Genomic DNA, 18,477 nt, shown 5'->3' with positions numbered 1-18,477 from the left:
AAAACTTTGCAATCGTTTAGTTGATCCCCCTCATTGAATTTTGCATCCTGTACCGACACGCAAAATCGTTCGTCTGAATTTCAAACTGACAGGTGCACCCCCGTGCTGATGAAAGACCGTATCGATCACCTGCCCCACGTCAAGCAGCACGAGTTGCGGCGTATTGTAGAGATTCTTTTTGAGGAGTTCGACGACGCACTCAAAGAAGGTTCAGCTGAGTTTAAAAAACGCGGCCGAATTCTGAAAATTATTCTGTTCGGATCATATGCACGCGGCACACAGGTTGACGAACCGCACACTGGCAAAGGCTACCGTTCAGATTTCGATCTGTTGATTATCGTCAACAACCGAAAATTGGCCGATTTCGAAACATACTGGCATAAAGCGGAGGACCGGCTGATGCGGCTTCGCGATGTGCAAACACCTGTGAATTTCATTGTGCACTCGCTCCGGGAGGTAAACACACGAATTAAGGAAGGGCGATATTTCTTTACGGACATTCGTCGGGAAGGCATCGTGCTTTACGAACTCGAGCCCGAACCGCTCGCCCAACCCGGCACTCTTAATCCCAAAGATGCCTATCGCATCGCGAAAGAGTATTTCGACCGACGGTTGCCGCATGCAAAAGCTTTTGTCAGATGGGGTGAGCTTGGCATCGACCATGGCGAGTTGAACGAGGCTGCGTTCATCCTGCATCAAGCAGTCGAGCAGGCCTATTCAACTTTTCTACTGGTTACCACGAATTACTCACCAGCTTCGCATAATCTCAAATTTCTACGCCGTCTTGCCGAAGGACAAAAAAAAGAGCTCGCCAAAGCCTGGCCTCAGGACCAACAGCGTTACAAAGCCTGGTTCAATATCGTCAACGAAGCTTATGTGAAGGCGCGCTATTCGCCGCATTTTGACATCACTGAGGAAGCGCTGCGCTGGCTCTTGAAGCGGACAAACCTGCTCATCGCCCAAATAGAGCAACTGTGTTCTCAACATCTGGATAAAATGAGACCAACTTAGGTTTTATATAAAATGGAGAACGACTGACAAAGCTGGTCTCTCGCTTTCTGGAATTTATAATGCCTCGTCCAGAGATCTTGCAACTGTCGACAAACTTAGAAGACTTCTCAACCGTTTCAACAGAAAATCTTCGAATGTCGGGTCTCGCTTTCGACTTAACGCGAGAAGCTCTGCTCCGGATTGATGTTGCGTTGCCTGCGTACTGTCATGACACATTGGCTTTCTTGGTGGCGAACTAGTTGCTGAACGATCTTCAACTTGTTCTGAAGCGCCTCGAAGACGGAACGTTGTGCGGGAGGCACGCGACTGACGTTGTCACTGTCGCCACGCAGGATTGCGTTGCGCCCGAACCTGAGATCAAGGGCGCGGCTGACGCTTGTAAACTCCCGACGAACATGCGGTTCGAGCGAACCGGCGAGGATATCAGGCCGTGCGTCCTTTTCTTGCATCGCGGCTGTGATGCGACGCAGTTCCCGGCTGGCTTCTTCTGACAATCCGGGAATGGCGGTCGCCATCTGCTGACGCTCTGCGGCGATTGCGGTTGTTGCAGCCTTCAGGGCTGACGCCCAGCCCGATCCCAGCGAGCGGACACTTGCCTGCACATCCGGCACGACTTCCAGTGCTGTCTTTCGCTCGCGGCCAACGGCCAGAAGCCTGTCCCTCAGCCGACTGGAGCCGCGCAGGGCACCATAGGCCGCAGGATCATTGGCAATGGCTGCCGCAATCCGATCACCGGCAATGCCTTTCCGGATCAGTGCCTCGATCGTATCGACGGCACTGGTGGGTTCCCGCCAGAGATGAGAGGCCGTTTTGGCAAGTGCTGTTCGGTTATGGCGGTAGTGGGCTGCCGCGGATGCCCTCGCGCGCGCCTCAACCTCCACGGGGATCGTGAAGTCTGTCACAGCAGCAAGCAGCGGCGGTATGGAGCGGGCTTCCGGGCGGCGCCCTTCATTGTTCGGCAACCGGCTTCGGAATGAACCGACAAGGGTTCTGCCCACAGGTGCCGGGGAGACCGGATTTTGTACGGCGAGGTTTTCGCAATGGTTGTCACCGCAGGAAACATGCCGCTCCCTGTCCATGGCAAAGCCTGGCGCCGCACCTGCCCGCTCCCACAGCATTGCCACCTGCTGGCGCTTTTGTGCCAGCCACGCCAGCTGGCGTCGTGCTCCTGCCCCTGTGCCAGCGACAATCCCGGCAAGTGTGTCGATACCACGCCTGCGGGCAAAGTCCCGCACATGTGCCTGGTAGCCAGCCTCGCCAGCAAAATCCAGCGTCGTGGTTTTGGCGCCCGAACGCCCGAGGCGTTTGGCCAGTTGCCGGAACAATTCCGGTGTGTGGCTTTCCCCTTCAATGCTTTTGCGGCGGACATCGGTGACTTCATGCAGCCTGGCCGTCCAGACATTGCGCTCGACCGTGCGTTCCTCAAAGTGCCTTTCACCGCCTTGCGCATCAGGAACTGCAATTTTTACCTTCACGGTCTCGACGCCATCCTTGCGAAGCGTGACCGTATCTCCTTTTGAAGCTCCCGCAGCCGACAGGGCCGCCGGCAGACTGACACCGCGGAGGCGATGGACCTTCCCGCCTTCAACCTGCAGATCAGCATAGGGCGTATCATTCGTATCCTCATCCCCCGACCGGAATTTTGTCACCCCGGTTTCGACTAGTTCACCGGTGATCCCCTTCGCGTAATCAATACGGGATCTGTCCTCGCGTTCAGGCCTGAAGTCCTCGCGTGCAGCATAAAGATCAGCCCTGTGACGATGACGGGTCATGGACACATAGGTCAGGTGCCTGTCCATCATGCCGCTGGCAAGCACAAGGGTCCGGTCGACAGTCGCGCCCTGCGACTTGTGGATTGTCACCGCATAGCCGTGATCGATATGGCGGTAGCTGTCCTCGCTGAGAACAATCTCGTTGCCGCTGTCGAGCCGGACAGAAAGCAGCGGCGCGCGGAACGCGTTGCCGGTAGAGACCACCGTGCCGAACATGCCGTTCCTGACATATTGCGGATTGTTTCCCCTTGCACGCGCTTCAAGGAAACGGGCGTTCTCAAGAAAGATGATCCGATCGCCAGCAGCAAACTCCCGCATGCCCCGCTCTGTCCGGAAGCTGCGCGCGGCACCGAGCGCTCCCTCCTCCCGCATCACCTTGCGCAAGGCCTCATTCAGCCTGTGGACATCCCTGTTGGTGTGCGCCAGCACCAGCAACGCATCACTCCGCAGCTGGCCGCCACCGTTTAGCGCTGCGATCCCCGTCCCTGGCCGCACGCCCCGTCCCGGCTGTGATGGCATGATCATTTTCCGCCGCGCATCGGCCCAGTCCCTGACCAGACGGCTGACCAGTTCATCCCGGGTTTCCGCCTCGACCAGATGCCCGCGTCTGGCGTAGATCTCCAGTCCGCCCGCGGTGTCACCGCGGGCGAGGAGCCTTGAGGCATCGCGGGCCCATTGGTCCTGTTGCCGGCGCACACCGGCAAGTTCGGCGGAACCGATCCGTTCTGCTATTGCCCGGAAAGCCGCACCGGCCCCGATCGGCTGAAGCTGCATGGCATCGCCGACCAGAACAACCTTTGCGCCAGCCTTTTCTGCGGCATCCAGCACACGTGCCATTTGCAACGAGGAGACCATGCCTGCCTCGTCAATGACGAGGACGTCACCGCGCATCAGCCGGTCGCGTCCGTTATTCCAGGCGTGCTCCCACGCGGCAAGCGTTCGCGACCTGATACCGGAACTCTCCTCCAGCCCCTCGGCAGCCTTGCCGGAAAGGGCCGCGCCCAGGACACGGTGATGCCCGCTCTCCCAGGCAAGGCGCGCAGCTGCAAGCAATGTCGACTTGCCCGTACCGGCAAGACCGACGACAGCAGCGATACCGCTGTCGCCCGTCACATGCCGAATGGCTTCAATCTGCTCAACATCCAGCCTGAACGGCTTCAGCGGATTGTCCCCTTCGACGAAACGCACTGCGCCTGCGCGTCTTGCATCGGAAATCCCGAACCCCCTCCTCCCCGACAGGGTATCGGCTGAACGCATCATGTCATGTTCGGTGCGCAGGATCTGGCGGGTGGTGAAGATTGCCGGTTCCCTTGCCTCGCCAGCCACCCGGCCATTCACACGACCAGTCATCGGATCAGTCAGTGGGCCTGCCTGCTGCGGTTTCAGCAGCACCAGATCGGGAGAGGCCATCAGTCGTGCACGGATATTGGCAAAGTCTACCGGATCATCGACATAGCGGTGGATGACCCTTGCGATATCCTTCTCGTCAAAGGTGGAGCGTTCATTGCCAAGCTGCCTGAGGAGAGGCCCCGGATCGGCAAGCAGCCGGGCGGTCATTTTCTGCCGGCGTGCCAGATCGGCGGGTGCAAAATACATCTCGACGCCCTTGCGCATCATCGCCGACTTTCCGGGTCCCAGATGCCTCTGGGCAATCCCCTCAAGTCCCTGTTCGGCACGAGAACGACCGTCAAGGCGGATGTCACGGCCAGCCAGTGCCAGATACCGGTTGGCTGTCTGCGCCCAGGCGATCTTCCACGCCTTCATCGTCTCCCTGTTACCCGCCCAACACGTATAAACAATATCCCCGTTATGGCGATTTGATTTTACCTCACGCAGTGGTTTCCCGTCGGGTCGGCGAACGGGCATATATTTGGGACCAAACCCTTCTTCAGTCAGCGGCCTCAATGCGGTCATCAGGTGGATATGTGGATTGCCGTCCTTATCGTGATAGACCCAGTCAGCAATCATACCCCTTGAGGTCAGGTTGTCTCTCACGAACTCACGGACCAGGGCGATGTTTTCCTTAAGCGTCAGTTCCTCTGGCAGTGCTATAATCAGTTCACGGGCAAACTGCGCGTTCACACGCGTCTCGAATGCGTCAACCGCATTCCACAGTGTCTCGCTTGCCGCAGCCACTGTTTTCCCCTCGATAGCAGTCTGCAGCCACGCTGGAACCGCCTCCGGTAGAGCCAGTTCCTCGTGCCTCAGTTCGTCGTCGCCATCCTTGAAGCTGAAAGACACACCCCTTTGTTCGTCCATCATCCGGGTGCGGTGCCGATAGGCGGCAGCCGAGATGATGTTGCGCCCCGCGCCCCTGCTGATCATCTGCGCTCGCACGAACATGATCGCCACGTCTTTCCTCCTGACCATCTGACAACGCCAGCGAGTGCCCCCCAGACAACCGCCCGTCGAAGGTCTCATAAGAGAAACGTCACCCAACGTTGACCGTTAAATTGATTAAACTATAAATATTTTATATAGTCAAATTTGAGTTGAGGTAGCTTTCTGCGGAAACAAAAAATCCTCAATACCTGACGAAAATGCACGAACTTAAAAATCAGCCAAATACGCAAACATGGAGATATTCATACAGTTAAGCTCAGCCATAGAGTTTCTCTATGTATGAACAGGCAGGTAGAGATCTCATCTCGCAGATCTAATCGTGCGGAATCCAGATAAGCGGCTTCAAGTGAATGCAAACTTATCCCTGTTCAATACCGCTCGCGGAAAACTCAATTTCGCACAGCAATTGTGGCTCGCCCCCAGCCATCGACCGTTAATCAAAAGTTTCTTAAAGCTGATAAAACTGGCGAGACCACAGGCAACATCGACGAGCATTAATGCTTGCGCGACAGCGGCAAAACGATGTTAGAAGCACTGGATTAACGGTACGAGAAAATTAGTCTTGTTCCTTTGCCTTGACAAAACCTGTAACCTTCAGCCAAATTTGAACAAATAGTGAACGTGAAGGGTAAATGCAATGCGTATCACAGGAAAGCTCGACTATCTGGAAATGCCCGCGGCAAACGGATCGCTTGATGCGACGAAGAGTTTCTATGCACGAGCCTTTGGCTGGTCTTTCACTGATTATGGCCCGACTTATTCAGCCTTTTCGGAAGGACTGGACGGCGGTTTTGACGCCGATGGACAAGCGACAGCAATGCCTCTGCCCGTGCTCTATGCGGCCCGGCTGGAAGATGCTCTGGAAGCCGTTACCGATGCGGGCGGCACTATCGTAAAGCCCATATTCTCTTTCCCCGGCGGGCGGCGTTTTCATTTCACCGATCCGGCCGGAAATGAACTGGCTGTCTGGAGCGACCGGTAATTCCGTTTGCGGCGGCAGTATATCGAGCTTCAGTGAATATGCTCGACGGAAGCGCGATCTACCGTTTCCATCTGCAAGGTGGTGTGGTGGAGATCAAACTTTTCCTGCAATACCTGCTCAACCGCGCGACGCACGATCTCGCTGTCTGCCCCACCGACCAGCACGATATGCGCGGTCAGGGATTTCTGGTTCTTGGTCAGCGACCAGACGTGCAAGTCGTGGAGTGTCGCCACACCGGGCACAGCCAGAACGGCCTTCTGCAGATCATCAAGGTCCAGTCCAGCGGGAACGCCTTCCAGCAGAATATTGATGCATTCCTTGAGCAGAACCCATGTGCGCGGAAAGACCATGAAGCCGATACCGATGGCGATCAGTGAATCCACCCACTCCCATCCGGTCAGATAAATGATCACTGCGCCGACAATCACGCCGACAGAACCCAGCATATCCGCCCAGACTTCAAGATAAGCGCCCTTGACGTTCAAGCTTTCGTCCTTGTGCCCCATCAAGACCCGCATGGATATCAGATTGACGATCAGGCCAAGCACGGCAACGACCATCATGCCGACGGACTGCACATCGGCAGGACGCGAAAGACGTTCATAGGCTTCATAAAGGATATAGAAAGCTACACCCAGCAACAGAAGCGCATTGACTGTCGCCGCGAGAATTTCAAAGCGGGCATAACCGTAGGTGCGAAGAATATCGGCTGGCCGTCGACCCAAATAGATGGCGATCAGGGCAAGGAGAAGCGCAAAACTGTCCGTTGCCATGTGCATGGCATCGGATAAAAGCGCGAGACTGCCGGTGACGAAACTGCCGACGATCTCGGCAATCATGAAAAGGCTGGTCAGCGCAAAGGCGATCCATAATCTTGGAAGTGGCGTGTCGCTGACGTCTCCGTGGTCGTGATCGCCGCTCATGCCGTCCTCCGTACAGATTATGTTTTAGAGCATTTCCTGTTTCTCACGAACCATTGGAAATGCTCTATCTTTTGTTTTTATGCATGTCTTTACCCCAAAACCGGTTCTACTTTTGGGAGACATGCTCTAGCTTGCTTCGCGCAACTGTTCCGCAGTCTGCAAGTCCACCGAAACGAGCTGGCTCACACCCTGCTCGCCCATCGTCACGCCGAAGAGACGGTTCATGCGAGCCATGGTGATCGGGTTATGCGTGATCACCACGAAGCGCGTTTCGGTCGAAGCCGCCATTTCATCCATCAGATTGCAATAGCGCTCAACATTATGGTCATCGAGCGGTGCATCCACTTCATCGAGCACACAGATTGGTGCCGGATTGGTGAGAAACACTGCAAAAATGAGCGCCATAGCTGTCAGTGCCTGCTCACCGCCGGAAAGCAGCGTCATGGTCTGCGGCTTCTTACCGGGCGGACGGGCGAGAATTTCCAGACCGGCTTCCAGTGGATCATCGCTTTCGATCAACTGCAATTCAGCCGTGCCGCCGCCAAAGAGATGCGTGAACAGACGCTGGAACTGCACATTCACCACGTCGAATGCAGCCAGCAGGCGCTCGCGTCCCTCGCGATTGAGGCTCTGGATTGCCTGGCGCAGCTTCTTGATTGCCTCAATCACATCTTCACGCTCGGATACAATAGTATCGAGACGTCCTGACAGTTCTTCCTGTTCCTCATCGGCGCGCAAATTGACGGCACCGAGCCGCTCGCGCTCAATCTTCAACCGCTCCAGCTGGCGTTCCAGCTGATCGGGATCAGGCAAAGCTTCGTCCGGCCTTAAACCTGTCTGGCGAATAGCCTCATGCGGTGGGCAGTTCAAAGCTTCGGCAATACGGGCTTCGGTATCCTTGCGCCGCTCTTCTGCCGCCGCGAGACGTTCTTCGGCACGCGCCCTCTGTTCGCGGCTTGCCGCCAATTGCTGGATGGCAAGAGTTGCCATCTTGTCGAGTTCCGCCTGCGTGGCCTCGGCCTCAGCCAGAACATCGCCAGCCTGTTTTCGAAGGGTATCCGCCTGCGAAAGTTCGTTCAAAAGCGCCCGGCGGCGGTTCTCGATCTCGTCGGGCGCTTCCGCAAGAGCCTCGGCCTCATCTGCCGTTTCCGCACGACGATCATTCAGCGCAGCAATATGACGGTCAGCATTTTCAGCGCGGGATTTCCAGTTACGGCGTTCCAGCGCAATCATTTCCAGTCGCCGTTTGCGGGCGTCGGCTTCGCGCCGCAGCCCCTCATAGGCGGCGCGCGCTTCTGCCAGAGCGGTGCGATCCGACATGACTTCGCTGCTTAATGTGGCAAGGCGTTCGCCAATCGCATCTATATCCGGCATTTCGCCGAGCCGGTCTTCAGCTTCCGTGACCCGGATCTGCGCTTCTTCGAGATTTTCTTCCAGATGCGCCTTGCTGTCTTCAAGACCCGCACGGCGTGTCGCCAACTGACCTGCTGCACGCTCCGCAGCCGCCAGAGCCTCCCGCGCTTCGTCAAGCTTGCGCTGGTTTGCGCGCCATTGATCGCGTGCGACGCGCTCCTGCTCGACGGCCTCGCGGACGCCTGCCTCGGTGCGTTGCACATCCTGCTCAGCCTGCTCGGCGCGCTTGCGCGCGGCAATCGCTTCCTGTTCGAGCTCCGCCAGCCGGTTTTTTTGTGCCAGTCGCTGGGCTGCTGGGGTCGGCGCATCGGCGCTTGCCGTATAGCCATCCCAGCGCCAGAGCGCACCGGCTTGGCTCACCAGCCGCTGACCGGGCCGCAACATGGCCTGCAAGCGCTTGCCTTCACTATCCGAAACAACGCCGACCTGTGCCAGCCTCCGGCGCAATTGCTGTGGTCCCTCCACCAGCCGATCCAGCGGCGTCACGCCTTCCGGCAAGGCGGGATCGGCGTTGGCAGCAGGATTGTAAGCCCAATAGACCGGCGCATGTTCATCGCTGGCGGCATCAAGATCTTCGCCGAGTGCCGCACCAAGTGCAACTTCAAAGCCCTTCTCGACACGCAACTCTTCCACCACTGGCGGGAATTGCCCTGTTTCACCAGCATTCAGAATGCGGGCCAACGTCTGCGCTTCCGTTTCGATGCGGTTCAGTTCGGTACGCGCCTCGCTCAAAGGTTGGCGGCTGGCAGCTTCGGCTTCGCGCGCGCTTGCAACGAGCTCTTCCGCGCTTGCGACCATTTCCTCGGCCGAAGCCAGTGCGTCCGCACAGCGATCGACTACGATGCGCTTTTCCGCCGGATCGAACAATCCGCCGATCTGCTCCGCGACAGCAGCGATGTCGCGCGTTATCGTTTCCATCTGGGCAGAAAGCCGGTCACGACGGTCACGTGTTTCCTTCAGTGCCCGTTCAATCTGCACACGCTCTGCGGCGGCTTCAGCACGCTCAGCCGTCACACGGGACAATGCGTTTTCGCTATCCTGCAAGCGAATTTCCGCTTCCTCAAACAGCGCGTGCAGTTCCTGATCACGCTCGCCGGATTCTTCGGCAGAAGCGATCAACTCCTGCTCCTCGTCGTCGAGCCGCGCCAGAATGTCAGCATTCTCGCGCATCAATTCTTCTTCGCGCGCAATGTCGGCAGAAAGCTGCTCAAGACGCTTTATCAGCTCTGCCCGGCGGGCACGAAGACGTTCGCCTTCCTCATCAAGCTGGGTTCTCGCAATGGAAAGACGCTGCAATGCGGCGGCGGCTTTCGCTTCGGCCTCGCGCAGTTCGGGTAGTTTGTGCGCGCCGACCGCCTGTGCCTTTGCCGCGTTCATCTGCGCTTGCGCCATGTCACCGACAGCTGAGGTTGCCTGCGCCAAGGCGCTTTGCGCTTCGCCTTCCTGTACCTTCGCCTGTGACCAGCGCAAATGCAGAAGTGCAGCTTCCGCCCGGCGAATATCTGCAGAAAGTGCTTTGAAGCGGTTTGCCTGGCGTGCCTGACGTTTCAGACTTTCGATCTGGCTTCCTAACTCGCCAACCACATCGTCGAGACGCTCAAGATTGGTTTCGGCAGCGCGAAGGCGCAACTCGGCCTCATGGCGGCGGGTGTGCAGGCCGGAAATACCAGCCGCTTCTTCCAGGAGCGCGCGACGTGCTTGCGGCTTTGCCTGAATAAGCTCACCAATACGCCCCTGCCCGACCATCGACGGTGAACGTGCGCCGGTGGACTGGTCCGCAAAGAGAAGCTGCACGTCCTTGGCGCGCGCTTCCTTGCCATTGATGCGATAGACCGATCCTGACTCCCGTTCGATGCGGCGAGAGACCTGCAATTCGTCTGCATCATTATAAGCGGCAGGCGCTGTGCGATCGGAATTATCGAGAAAAAGCGTGACTTCGGCAGTATTGCGCGCGGGCCGCGTGGCCGAGCCTGAAAAGATCACATCGTCCATGCCGGAGGCGCGCATGTTTTTGTATGAGTTTTCACCCATCACCCAGCGCAGCGCTTCAACCAGATTGGACTTGCCGCAGCCATTCGGGCCGACGACGCCGGTCAGTCCGCCTTCGATGACGAACTCCATGGGCTCGACGAAGGATTTGAAACCGACAAGGCGCAGCTTGGAGAAGCGCATCAGAATGCCCCTCCCATTGTGACTTCAGAAACGCAAAAAGCAGGCGCAGAGGAGCGCCCGCTTTTCGATCTGAAAAACGGATTAGAGAAGCTTGTCGATGATTGCCGACATTTCGTCAACCGAAAGCGCTCCAGCGTATTTTTGTCCGTTAATGAAGAAAGTCGGCGTTGCACTCACACCGAAATCCTTCGATCCACGCTCCATCGTTGCTCTCACATCATCGAGAACTTGCTGGTTCGTCAAGCAAGCCTTGAAGGACTCCTGTGTAAAACCGGCAAGTTTTGCAATTTGCAGGAGAGCTGCTTCACCATCTTCAGCGGTCGCCCACTGCTGCTGCTGCTTGAAGAAAACGTCGACCATAGGGAAATAACGGTCTTCCGGTGCGCAGCGTGCGAGCATGAAAGCGGCGGTCGCGCGCGGATCGAACGGGAACTCACGGAAGATGAGCCGTGCTTTGCCCGTATCGATATATTTTTCCTTGATTTTCGGGAATGTATTGATCGTGAAATCCGCGCAATGCGGGCAGGTCAGCGATGCATATTCAACGATGGTGACCGGCGCATCAGCCTTGCCGTAGACCATGTCCTTGAGCTTGCCGGGTTCGGCAATCTTGGCCGCATCGACAGTGCCTTCAGGATCGCGCTGCTGCGCATTCGCGCCACCGGCAAAAGCCAGCCCGGCAGCGGCCGCTCCAGCAAGAGAAATAACGTGTCTGCGATTAAACGCTGCAGGCATCCGAATCATCCAGTCCTGTTTCAATAGTTGACTTCGACATACAATCTAAAGCGGCAGGCCGCACTTCGCTAGACCCACAGCGTTCACATGAAAGTCAGCACCTTGGATTATTTGTCTTCAAATTTGCGACAATAAACCAGGATGCCAAACACAAACTGCTGAAAGCTTGCATCAAATTTATGGCAGCGAGCCAAATTCAACTATCCTTGTCTTTTCGACCCGCTGTCCGCTTCTCTGCGAGAATGTTCTTGCCAAGGCGCGCAAGAGCTGCACGAAGCGCATCGTCTTCGATACCGTCCGTAGCCTTTTCGATGCGACGCTCTTCGGCAGGCCCAAGCGGTGCCAGCCGCTTTACGCGGCGCTTGGCCGGGATGATCGGCGGCTTCTGCTCGATGCGAATGCGGCCAACTGCCGAGAAGCCGAGAAAGCCATTGATGCGGCTGATGATCTCGCCTGTTTCATGCTGAACCTGCAGGGCTGCGAACCCTTCGCAGGCTATAATCAGCGTTGCAGGTGAAAACGGATCATCCTCGCGCAGACGACGCGGCCAGATAATACGCAAAGGGCGCGAGGTTGCGCCGATGGCGGGACCGACAATATCTTCCCATGACTGAAGCAAGGCGAGATTGATACCGGCACGCTTTTGCAGCATCGGATCCACCAGACCCGAAGCCATATCTGCCAGCGGTCTGAAACCGCGTCTGGATGTTGGTTCGCTCATCGCGCTCCATTATAGCCGCGAAACCATTCCACAAACAAAGGAATACCCTGATCGAGCGTGGTTTTCGGGCTAAAGCCAAGGTCACGTGCAGCAAGTGCTATGTCGGCATAGGTGCGAGGCACATCAGCAGCAGGCATCGGCTCCAGCTTGCGTATCGCTTCCTTGCCGGTCGCTTTTTCAATCGCGGCAATAAAATCGTTGAGCATGACCGGCCGATTGTTGCCGAGATTATAAACGGGCGCTGTATCTTCAGGCTTGTCGAGAATACGTCTCACCGCGCCAATCACACCACTGACGATATCCTCCACGAAAGTGAAGTCCCGCTGCATCTCACCATTATTGAACACGCGGATCGGCTCGCCTTTAAGGATCGCGGATGTGAACAGCCACGGCGCCATGTCAGGCCGCCCATAGGGACCATAGACCGTAAAGAAACGCAAACCGGTGGAGTAGAGTTTGTGCACGTGACGGTATGAGTAGGCCAATAATTCGCCGGAGCGCTTTGTTGCAGCATAGATCGAAACAGGGTGATCGACAGGATCGCTTTCGGAGAAAGGTACCTTTTCATTTGCACCATAGACCGATGATGAGCTGGCATAAACGACAGGCGGACGCTTCTCCATTCTCAATGCGGTTTCGAAAACGGTTATCTGTCCCTGCACATTGGCCGAAATATAGGCCGTTGGGTTCTCGATGGAATATCGCACACCTGCCTGTGCTGCGAGGTGCACAATAACATCCGCATCTCGATCAGAGCCGATTGCCGTGTTGAACGCTTCTGCATCGGAGATATCTGCCTTCGCAAACCGGAAGCTGTCACGCATATGAAGCTTGGAAAGGCGGGTTTCTTTCAATGCGACCGGATAGTAGTCGTTCACATTGTCGATGCCGATGACCTGCCAGCCTTCATCCAGCAGACGCTGTGCCGTATGAAACCCAATAAATCCGGCTACACCCGTTACAATCGCTTTCATGCCGGTGATTTCTTTCCAAAAATATACGAAGTGAGTCCTGTACGCCTTGCCGCCATGACCCGCCGAGATGCAGCAGCGTTCAACGCTGCGAGGAAGAACATGGTCGAGGATATGGTGACCTCGTGTAAAAGCGGATTGTGCAACATGCCGTAGCTGCCGCACACCACAGCGAAGTAGAGCAAGGCTCGCCGCATCGCCCAGCTATCGGCAGTCCGCCACAAATAAACAAAGATCGAGATAAAAGCGCCAGCCATGAAGATGAGACCGACAATGCCATCGTTCAGCAATTCATCGAGGACCGTATTGTGCACATGGCGGAAACCGTCCAGCATCGCAGCCTTGTCTCCCGCCCCAGCCCGCACATATTCCATTTTTGAATAGGAACCAACGCCTGTTAACGGGTGCGCCACGATAACACTGGACGCGCTTTTCCACATTGCCTCGCGGATATCAGCAGAAACCTTATCCTCCCAATTGGAACTGTTGCCGGTGTCGTAATATTCAACCATTCCAGAAAACCGTTTGGAGATTATATCGCCGACGGGACCGACAACGACAAGAGCCGCGATTGCTGCAAACAATACAGCGTAAGCCGCTCCCTGTTGCCTGATGCTGAACCGCCTCAGGAAAATAAGGATTTCTACGGCTGCAAATATCGGCAACACCACGATGACCGCTCGTGTTTCAGAGGTCAAAACTGCGGTGAACCCCAGAACCAGCCAATGTGGACCGTTCGGCAAATAGCGCGGGGCCTTGCGCAACGGAATTGCAGCTGAGATCGCGGCCACTGCTGCAACAAATGCAAAAACTGCCTGATTGCCACCAACGCCAATACGCCCGCCATTGGTAACGGCAAGATAAAGCGCGACGATAACAGCAAGCAAAGTACCCACACGTGAGCCAAGAACATAGGCTCGCAATGGATCGCGAACGAGCACCATTCCTGACCCGGCAAAAGCGAAAATTGTGATCAGCAGAGTATAGCCGATCTGTCGATTGTCCTGGAAAGGCTCACCGCGAAACAGGATCAAACCTAACGACCAGACGGCATATAAAATTATAAAGAGATAGAATTTCTTGGCGAACATACGCGTCGTTGCGTGACGTCCGCAGGCAAGATAAATACCGATGCATGAAAAGATGAAAAGTATCAGTGGTCCAAGCCCAATGCGAACGGGCATGGCTGCCGACGCAGCCCCGATGACCCAGGAGTCCACTCGGCGACGCATCAGAAAAGACTTCTTAAAATAACTCAACCCTGGCCCTCTCTTAAGCTCTTCTTATGAAGAGCGTAGGCGATTCGTCTGGCATAGTCAGTTGCTCGAAACAAAAGGGTGCTTATCCTTTTGTATGCCGGTAGTCGCTTCTTGGCGTAGGTAGCGCGCCCCTGAGCAATCGTAGAAATCGCGATATCGGAAAACTCGACGACCGGCTTGTCGGTCGTAAAAATTTGATACGCGCCAGCCCACCCTCTTTCCAATGCGACATCATAAGGCAGCCGCATGGGACGGAGTGCCTTTAGCATTTTCGACGCTCCTTCACGGGTTACGACATATGCCGCTGAACTACCCAGCGGACCATGCAGGCAGCGACCTATGGAAAACTGATCGTCAACGCTTTGAAAGGAGCGAAACGCAGCTACCCTGTGATTAACAAGCTTCACCGCATCCCAACCCGCCACCTTCGTCAAATGCGTCAGGAACGGTTGAAATGCAGAGGTAAAAACGACGTCGTCTTCCACGATGACAGCGAACTGTTCTGGCGCCGCGATTATGGCTTCCAATGATCGGATATGGCTAAGGTAACAGCCGATTTCTGCCGGAAGCGCCACTTTACCGTGCCACCGGCGGAAGCCTGCATCATCGAAATCCGTCAGCTCTTCTGGAGACAGCAGCTTGCCCTCGACGGCTTCCACGCGCCGGAGTTCGATCGAAAGCGCATCTGCATTGGATTTCAACCTGTCCCAGCGATCCCGTGACCGCGCAAGATTGATGACATAGACAGGTACAGAATGGTCCACTTATTCTCTTTCCAATGGGGCACATCAGGAGACTCATGCGAGACTTCTAAGCTCTAGGCTCCGATATGCACAGCATTGTTTCTATCAATTGTAAAAATAAGGCATTAATCAGAATGCAGCCCAACTGTTAACCGATGCCTTTTTCATGCTAAATTCTGTCCCTTCCGATCAAAGCACAAAGCTCCTGCGCTGGTATGACCGGCACCATCGTGTTTTGCCATGGCGCGTGAGCCCGGCCGAACAGGTTTCCGGCGTCAAGCCCGATCCCTATCGCGTCTGGCTTTCCGAAATCATGCTTCAGCAGACGACGGTGGAGGCGGTCAAGTCTTACTTCATGAAGTTCGTTGAACGCTGGCCTTCCGTTCAGGCCATGGCACAGGCAAGCGAAGACGATATTCTGCGGTCATGGGCCGGGCTCGGTTATTATTCGCGTGCGCGCAATCTGAAGAAATGTGCCGACGCCGTAGCCTTGCAGCACAACGGCAGATTTCCGGACAACGCCATTGCATTGAAGGATCTGCCCGGCATCGGGGATTACACTTCCGCCGCGATTGCAGCAATTGCCTTTGGCGAAGCGGTTGCCGTCGTCGACGGCAATGTGGAGCGCGTCATTTCACGACTTTACACAATCGACACGCCCCTGCCCGCAGCGAAGGCGGAAATCCGCGCACTCATGGGGCAATTGACCCCGAACGACCGGCCGGGAGATTTCGCTCAGGCTATGATGGATCTGGGTGCAACCATTTGCACGCCGCGACGCCCCGCCTGTGCGATCTGCCCCCTCAATGATGACTGCATGGCTCTCAAATCGCGCGATCCGGAAGAATTTCCGGTTAAAGCTCCCAAAGCGGTAAAGCCAATTCGCACCGGTGCGGCATTCATCGCCATTGCCGGAGATGGTTCAATCCTCCTGCGCAAGCGAAAGGGTGAAGGACTGCTTGCCGGGATGACCGAGGTTCCGGGCAGTCACTGGACCGCGCGTATAGACGGAGATGCAACAATCGATGCAGCACCGTTCCCGGCACAATGGACCGCTGCCGGTTCAATCACGCATGTTTTTACGCATTTTGAACTGCGATTGTCGGTCTATCGCTCTGAGAATGTAAGTAAGGCTTTGTCCACCGAGGGGTGGTGGTCCCAACCAGATGAGCTTTCGGACGAAGCACTGCCAACCGTCATGAGAAAGGCGATCACCGCTGCCATACCAGAAGCTTTCAAACAAGGGAGGAGAAACCATTGAGTAGTCCCGTCAAGCACGTTGTCTTCGATATCGGTAAGGTCCTGATCCACTATGATCCTGAGCTGGCCTATCTGGATGTCATTCCCGATGCTTCGGAACGGCGTTGGTTTCTGGAAAACATCTGCACCAGTGCATGGAATATCGAGCAGGATCGCGGCAGAACCTGGCAGGAAGCGGAAAAATTCCTGATCAATACATATCCGGAGAAAAGCGATCATATCCGTGCCTTCAGGCAAAACTGGAACCAGATGGTTCCCCATGCGTACGAGGACAGTGTCGAAATTCTGCACGGCCTGATCGACAATGGTAATGACGTCACCATGCTGACGAATTTTGCTTCAGACACTTTCCGCGAAGCGCAAACACGCTTTCCATTTCTGACCGAAAGCCGAGGCGTTACCGTATCGGGCGACGTTCTCATGCTGAAGCCTGACCGGGAAATCTACGATTATCACGTTGCATCGTTCGACCTCGATCCTGCGGCAACGCTTTTCATCGATGACACGATGCACAATGTGGATGGCGCCAGACAGGCCGGATGGCAGGCTGTGCATTTTACGGATGCGGACAAGCTGAGCGCCGATTTGAAAGCATTGGGCCTCACTTTCTAAACCTAAAATAGCGAAGGCGCCCGAAGCCGATGCTTCGAGCGCCTCACTATCAGACTATGCTGGAGGCCGTCCGATAACTTGTCGTTTGCGCATCTTACCCGAAAACCGCTTCGCACCTTTCGGGATGTGCTTTAAGCGCCTGCAACTGCCATCTGGTCGCGAATGACCTTGCGCAGGGCATCAATTGGCTTCAGCGCGCCGTTTTCCTCGTAGTGCCAGAAAGTCCATCCATTGCAGGCATCAAAGCCCTGAACCTTTGCACCGATACGATGGATCGAACCCGCTTCACCGTTGGCAGCCAGCGTACCATCGGCGCGAACAATGGCAGCAAAACGGCGACGTTCATCACAAAGCACCGTGCCGGGGCGAAGAAGGCCAGCTTCGAGAACGCTGGTGAACGCCACGCGCGGTTCGGCCCGCTTGCCGGTCATCACCGTCAGTTCGGCCTTGCCGAGTGGTTCTACAGCATCAATGCGCACCGTTGCTGCATCGATATAGCTCTGTTCGCGCTCGATACCGACGAAGTGGCGTCCGAGGCGCTTGGCAACCGCACCCGTCGTTCCAGAACCGAAGAACGGATCAAGAATGACGTCGCCCGGCTTGCTGGATGCCATCATGATGCGAGCAAGTAATGCTTCCGGCTTCTGGGTTGGATGAACCTTGTCGCCATTTTCGTCTTTCAGGCGTTCAGAACCGGTGCAGATCGGGAACAGCCAGTCCGAGCGCATCTGTACGTCGTCATTGGCGGCCTTCATCGCTTCATAATTGAAGGTATAGCCTTTGCCCTTCTGATCGCGCGAAGCCCAGATCAGCGTTTCATGAGCATTCTGGAAACGACGGCCGCGGAAATTCGGCATCGGGTTCGTCTTGCGCCAGATGACATCATTCAGCAGCCAGAAGCCGAGATCCTGCAATTGCGAGCCGACCCGGAAAATATTGTGGTAGGAGCCGATGACCCAGATGGTGCCATTCGGTTTCAGGACACGACGGCAGGCCATAAGCCACGCACGCGTGAAGGCATCATAGGCCTGAAAGCTCTCGAACTGATCCCAGTGATCGTCAACTGCGCTGACCATCGACTGATCGGGGCGATGCAAATCACCGCCAAGCTGGAGATTATAGGGAGGATCGGCAAAAATGACGTCCACGGAATGATCCGGCAGGCGTTCCAGAGCCGCTACGCAATCACCTTTGATGATGGAGTCAAGCCACGCGGTACGCGGAGCCTCGATGGGCAACTCATGTGCAAGACGTACAAGAGACATGGGATACTCGATTACCTGTGGACGCAAAAAACTTGTCCTTATGGTTACCGGGTAGGGTAAATATGCAGTTAACGCCAAGTGATTGAAATCGTAAATCTTTTCTTAATCGAGGAGGAAAGTCCGCAGTTCCGGGCTTTTCAAGGTTAATTGACATTCGACATTTTGCCGCCCGTCATCTTAACGCCGTGATCGCTATGCAATTGTAACTTTAACTTCTGGCCCTTGATAAGGCTTGGTTATTCCTTTTTGCCTATAATCGGCAGTCAACTTCTGAATTTGCGTGGCGGGCATGCGG

Annotated in this window: 13 protein-coding genes; 4 read left to right on the top strand and 9 right to left on the bottom strand. The window is 55.8% G+C overall.

The window, feature by feature from the left end; genetic code table 11:
• Positions 1-108: 108 nt before the first annotated feature.
• A complete protein-coding gene (locus LJ361_RS02850; RefSeq protein WP_213506769.1) occupies positions 109-1,011 on the top strand; it encodes a nucleotidyltransferase and HEPN domain-containing protein in 903 nt (300 codons plus the stop codon).
• A 155-nt stretch (positions 1,012-1,166) separates the two neighbouring features.
• On the opposite strand, the gene traA is transcribed toward LJ361_RS02850, so the two are convergent.
• Entirely contained in the window at positions 1,167-5,135 is a 3,969-nt protein-coding gene (traA, locus tag LJ361_RS02845; RefSeq protein WP_264812630.1) for a Ti-type conjugative transfer relaxase TraA, read from the bottom strand.
• Positions 5,136-5,763: 628 nt separating this feature from the next.
• Here traA and LJ361_RS02840 point away from each other — a divergent pair.
• Entirely contained in the window at positions 5,764-6,108 is a 345-nt protein-coding gene (locus tag LJ361_RS02840) for a VOC family protein (RefSeq protein ID WP_264812628.1), read from the top strand.
• 29 nt (positions 6,109-6,137) lie between these two features.
• On the opposite strand, the gene LJ361_RS02835 is transcribed toward LJ361_RS02840, so the two are convergent.
• The 7 genes from LJ361_RS02835 to LJ361_RS02805 form a co-directional block, all read right to left on the bottom strand.
• On the bottom strand, positions 6,138-7,031 hold the full coding sequence (locus LJ361_RS02835; protein WP_264812627.1) for a cation diffusion facilitator family transporter: 894 nt from the start codon (positions 7,029-7,031) through the stop codon (positions 6,138-6,140).
• 126 nt (positions 7,032-7,157) lie between these two features.
• Positions 7,158-10,616, bottom strand: a complete 3,459-nt coding sequence (smc, locus tag LJ361_RS02830) for a chromosome segregation protein SMC (protein ID WP_264812626.1) — start codon at positions 10,614-10,616, stop codon at positions 7,158-7,160.
• A gap of 81 nt (positions 10,617-10,697) precedes the next feature.
• Entirely contained in the window at positions 10,698-11,351 is a 654-nt protein-coding gene (locus LJ361_RS02825; RefSeq protein ID WP_010658427.1) for a DsbA family protein, read from the bottom strand.
• Positions 11,352-11,547: 196 nt separating this feature from the next.
• Positions 11,548-12,072: a DUF721 domain-containing protein gene (locus LJ361_RS02820; protein WP_029925471.1), complete on the bottom strand. Its 525-nt coding sequence runs from the start codon at positions 12,070-12,072 to the stop codon at positions 11,548-11,550.
• On the bottom strand, positions 12,069-13,046 hold the full coding sequence (locus LJ361_RS02815) for an SDR family NAD(P)-dependent oxidoreductase (RefSeq protein WP_264812625.1): 978 nt from the start codon (positions 13,044-13,046) through the stop codon (positions 12,069-12,071). Before LJ361_RS02815 ends, LJ361_RS02820 begins: the two co-directional genes overlap by 4 nt.
• On the bottom strand, positions 13,043-14,275 hold the full coding sequence (locus LJ361_RS02810; RefSeq protein WP_264812624.1) for an O-antigen ligase family protein: 1,233 nt from the start codon (positions 14,273-14,275) through the stop codon (positions 13,043-13,045). The genes LJ361_RS02815 and LJ361_RS02810 overlap by 4 nt, the downstream gene beginning before the upstream one ends.
• A gap of 23 nt (positions 14,276-14,298) precedes the next feature.
• The gene (locus tag LJ361_RS02805; protein ID WP_264812623.1) at positions 14,299-15,066 is read right to left on the bottom strand and encodes a glycosyltransferase family 25 protein; all 768 of its coding nucleotides are present in this window, start codon (positions 15,064-15,066) and stop codon (positions 14,299-14,301) included.
• Positions 15,067-15,211: 145 nt separating this feature from the next.
• Between LJ361_RS02805 and mutY the strand changes: the two genes are divergently transcribed.
• The gene (mutY, locus tag LJ361_RS02800) at positions 15,212-16,306 is read left to right on the top strand and encodes an A/G-specific adenine glycosylase (RefSeq protein WP_264812622.1); all 1,095 of its coding nucleotides are present in this window, start codon (positions 15,212-15,214) and stop codon (positions 16,304-16,306) included.
• The gene (locus tag LJ361_RS02795) at positions 16,303-16,917 is read left to right on the top strand and encodes an HAD family hydrolase (protein WP_264812620.1); all 615 of its coding nucleotides are present in this window, start codon (positions 16,303-16,305) and stop codon (positions 16,915-16,917) included. The genes mutY and LJ361_RS02795 overlap by 4 nt, the downstream gene beginning before the upstream one ends.
• A gap of 131 nt (positions 16,918-17,048) precedes the next feature.
• Here LJ361_RS02795 and LJ361_RS02790 read toward each other — a convergent pair whose 3' ends face one another.
• On the bottom strand, positions 17,049-18,182 hold the full coding sequence (locus LJ361_RS02790; RefSeq protein WP_151689004.1) for a site-specific DNA-methyltransferase: 1,134 nt from the start codon (positions 18,180-18,182) through the stop codon (positions 17,049-17,051).
• Positions 18,183-18,477: the final 295 nt, after the last annotated feature.

Origin of the sequence: Brucella sp. JSBI001 (assembly GCF_026014005.1) — a bacterium.
In the GTDB taxonomy this organism is placed as follows: Bacteria; Pseudomonadota; Alphaproteobacteria; order Rhizobiales; family Rhizobiaceae; genus Brucella; species Brucella anthropi.
This window is presented reverse-complemented; position numbering and strand designations above follow the sequence as displayed.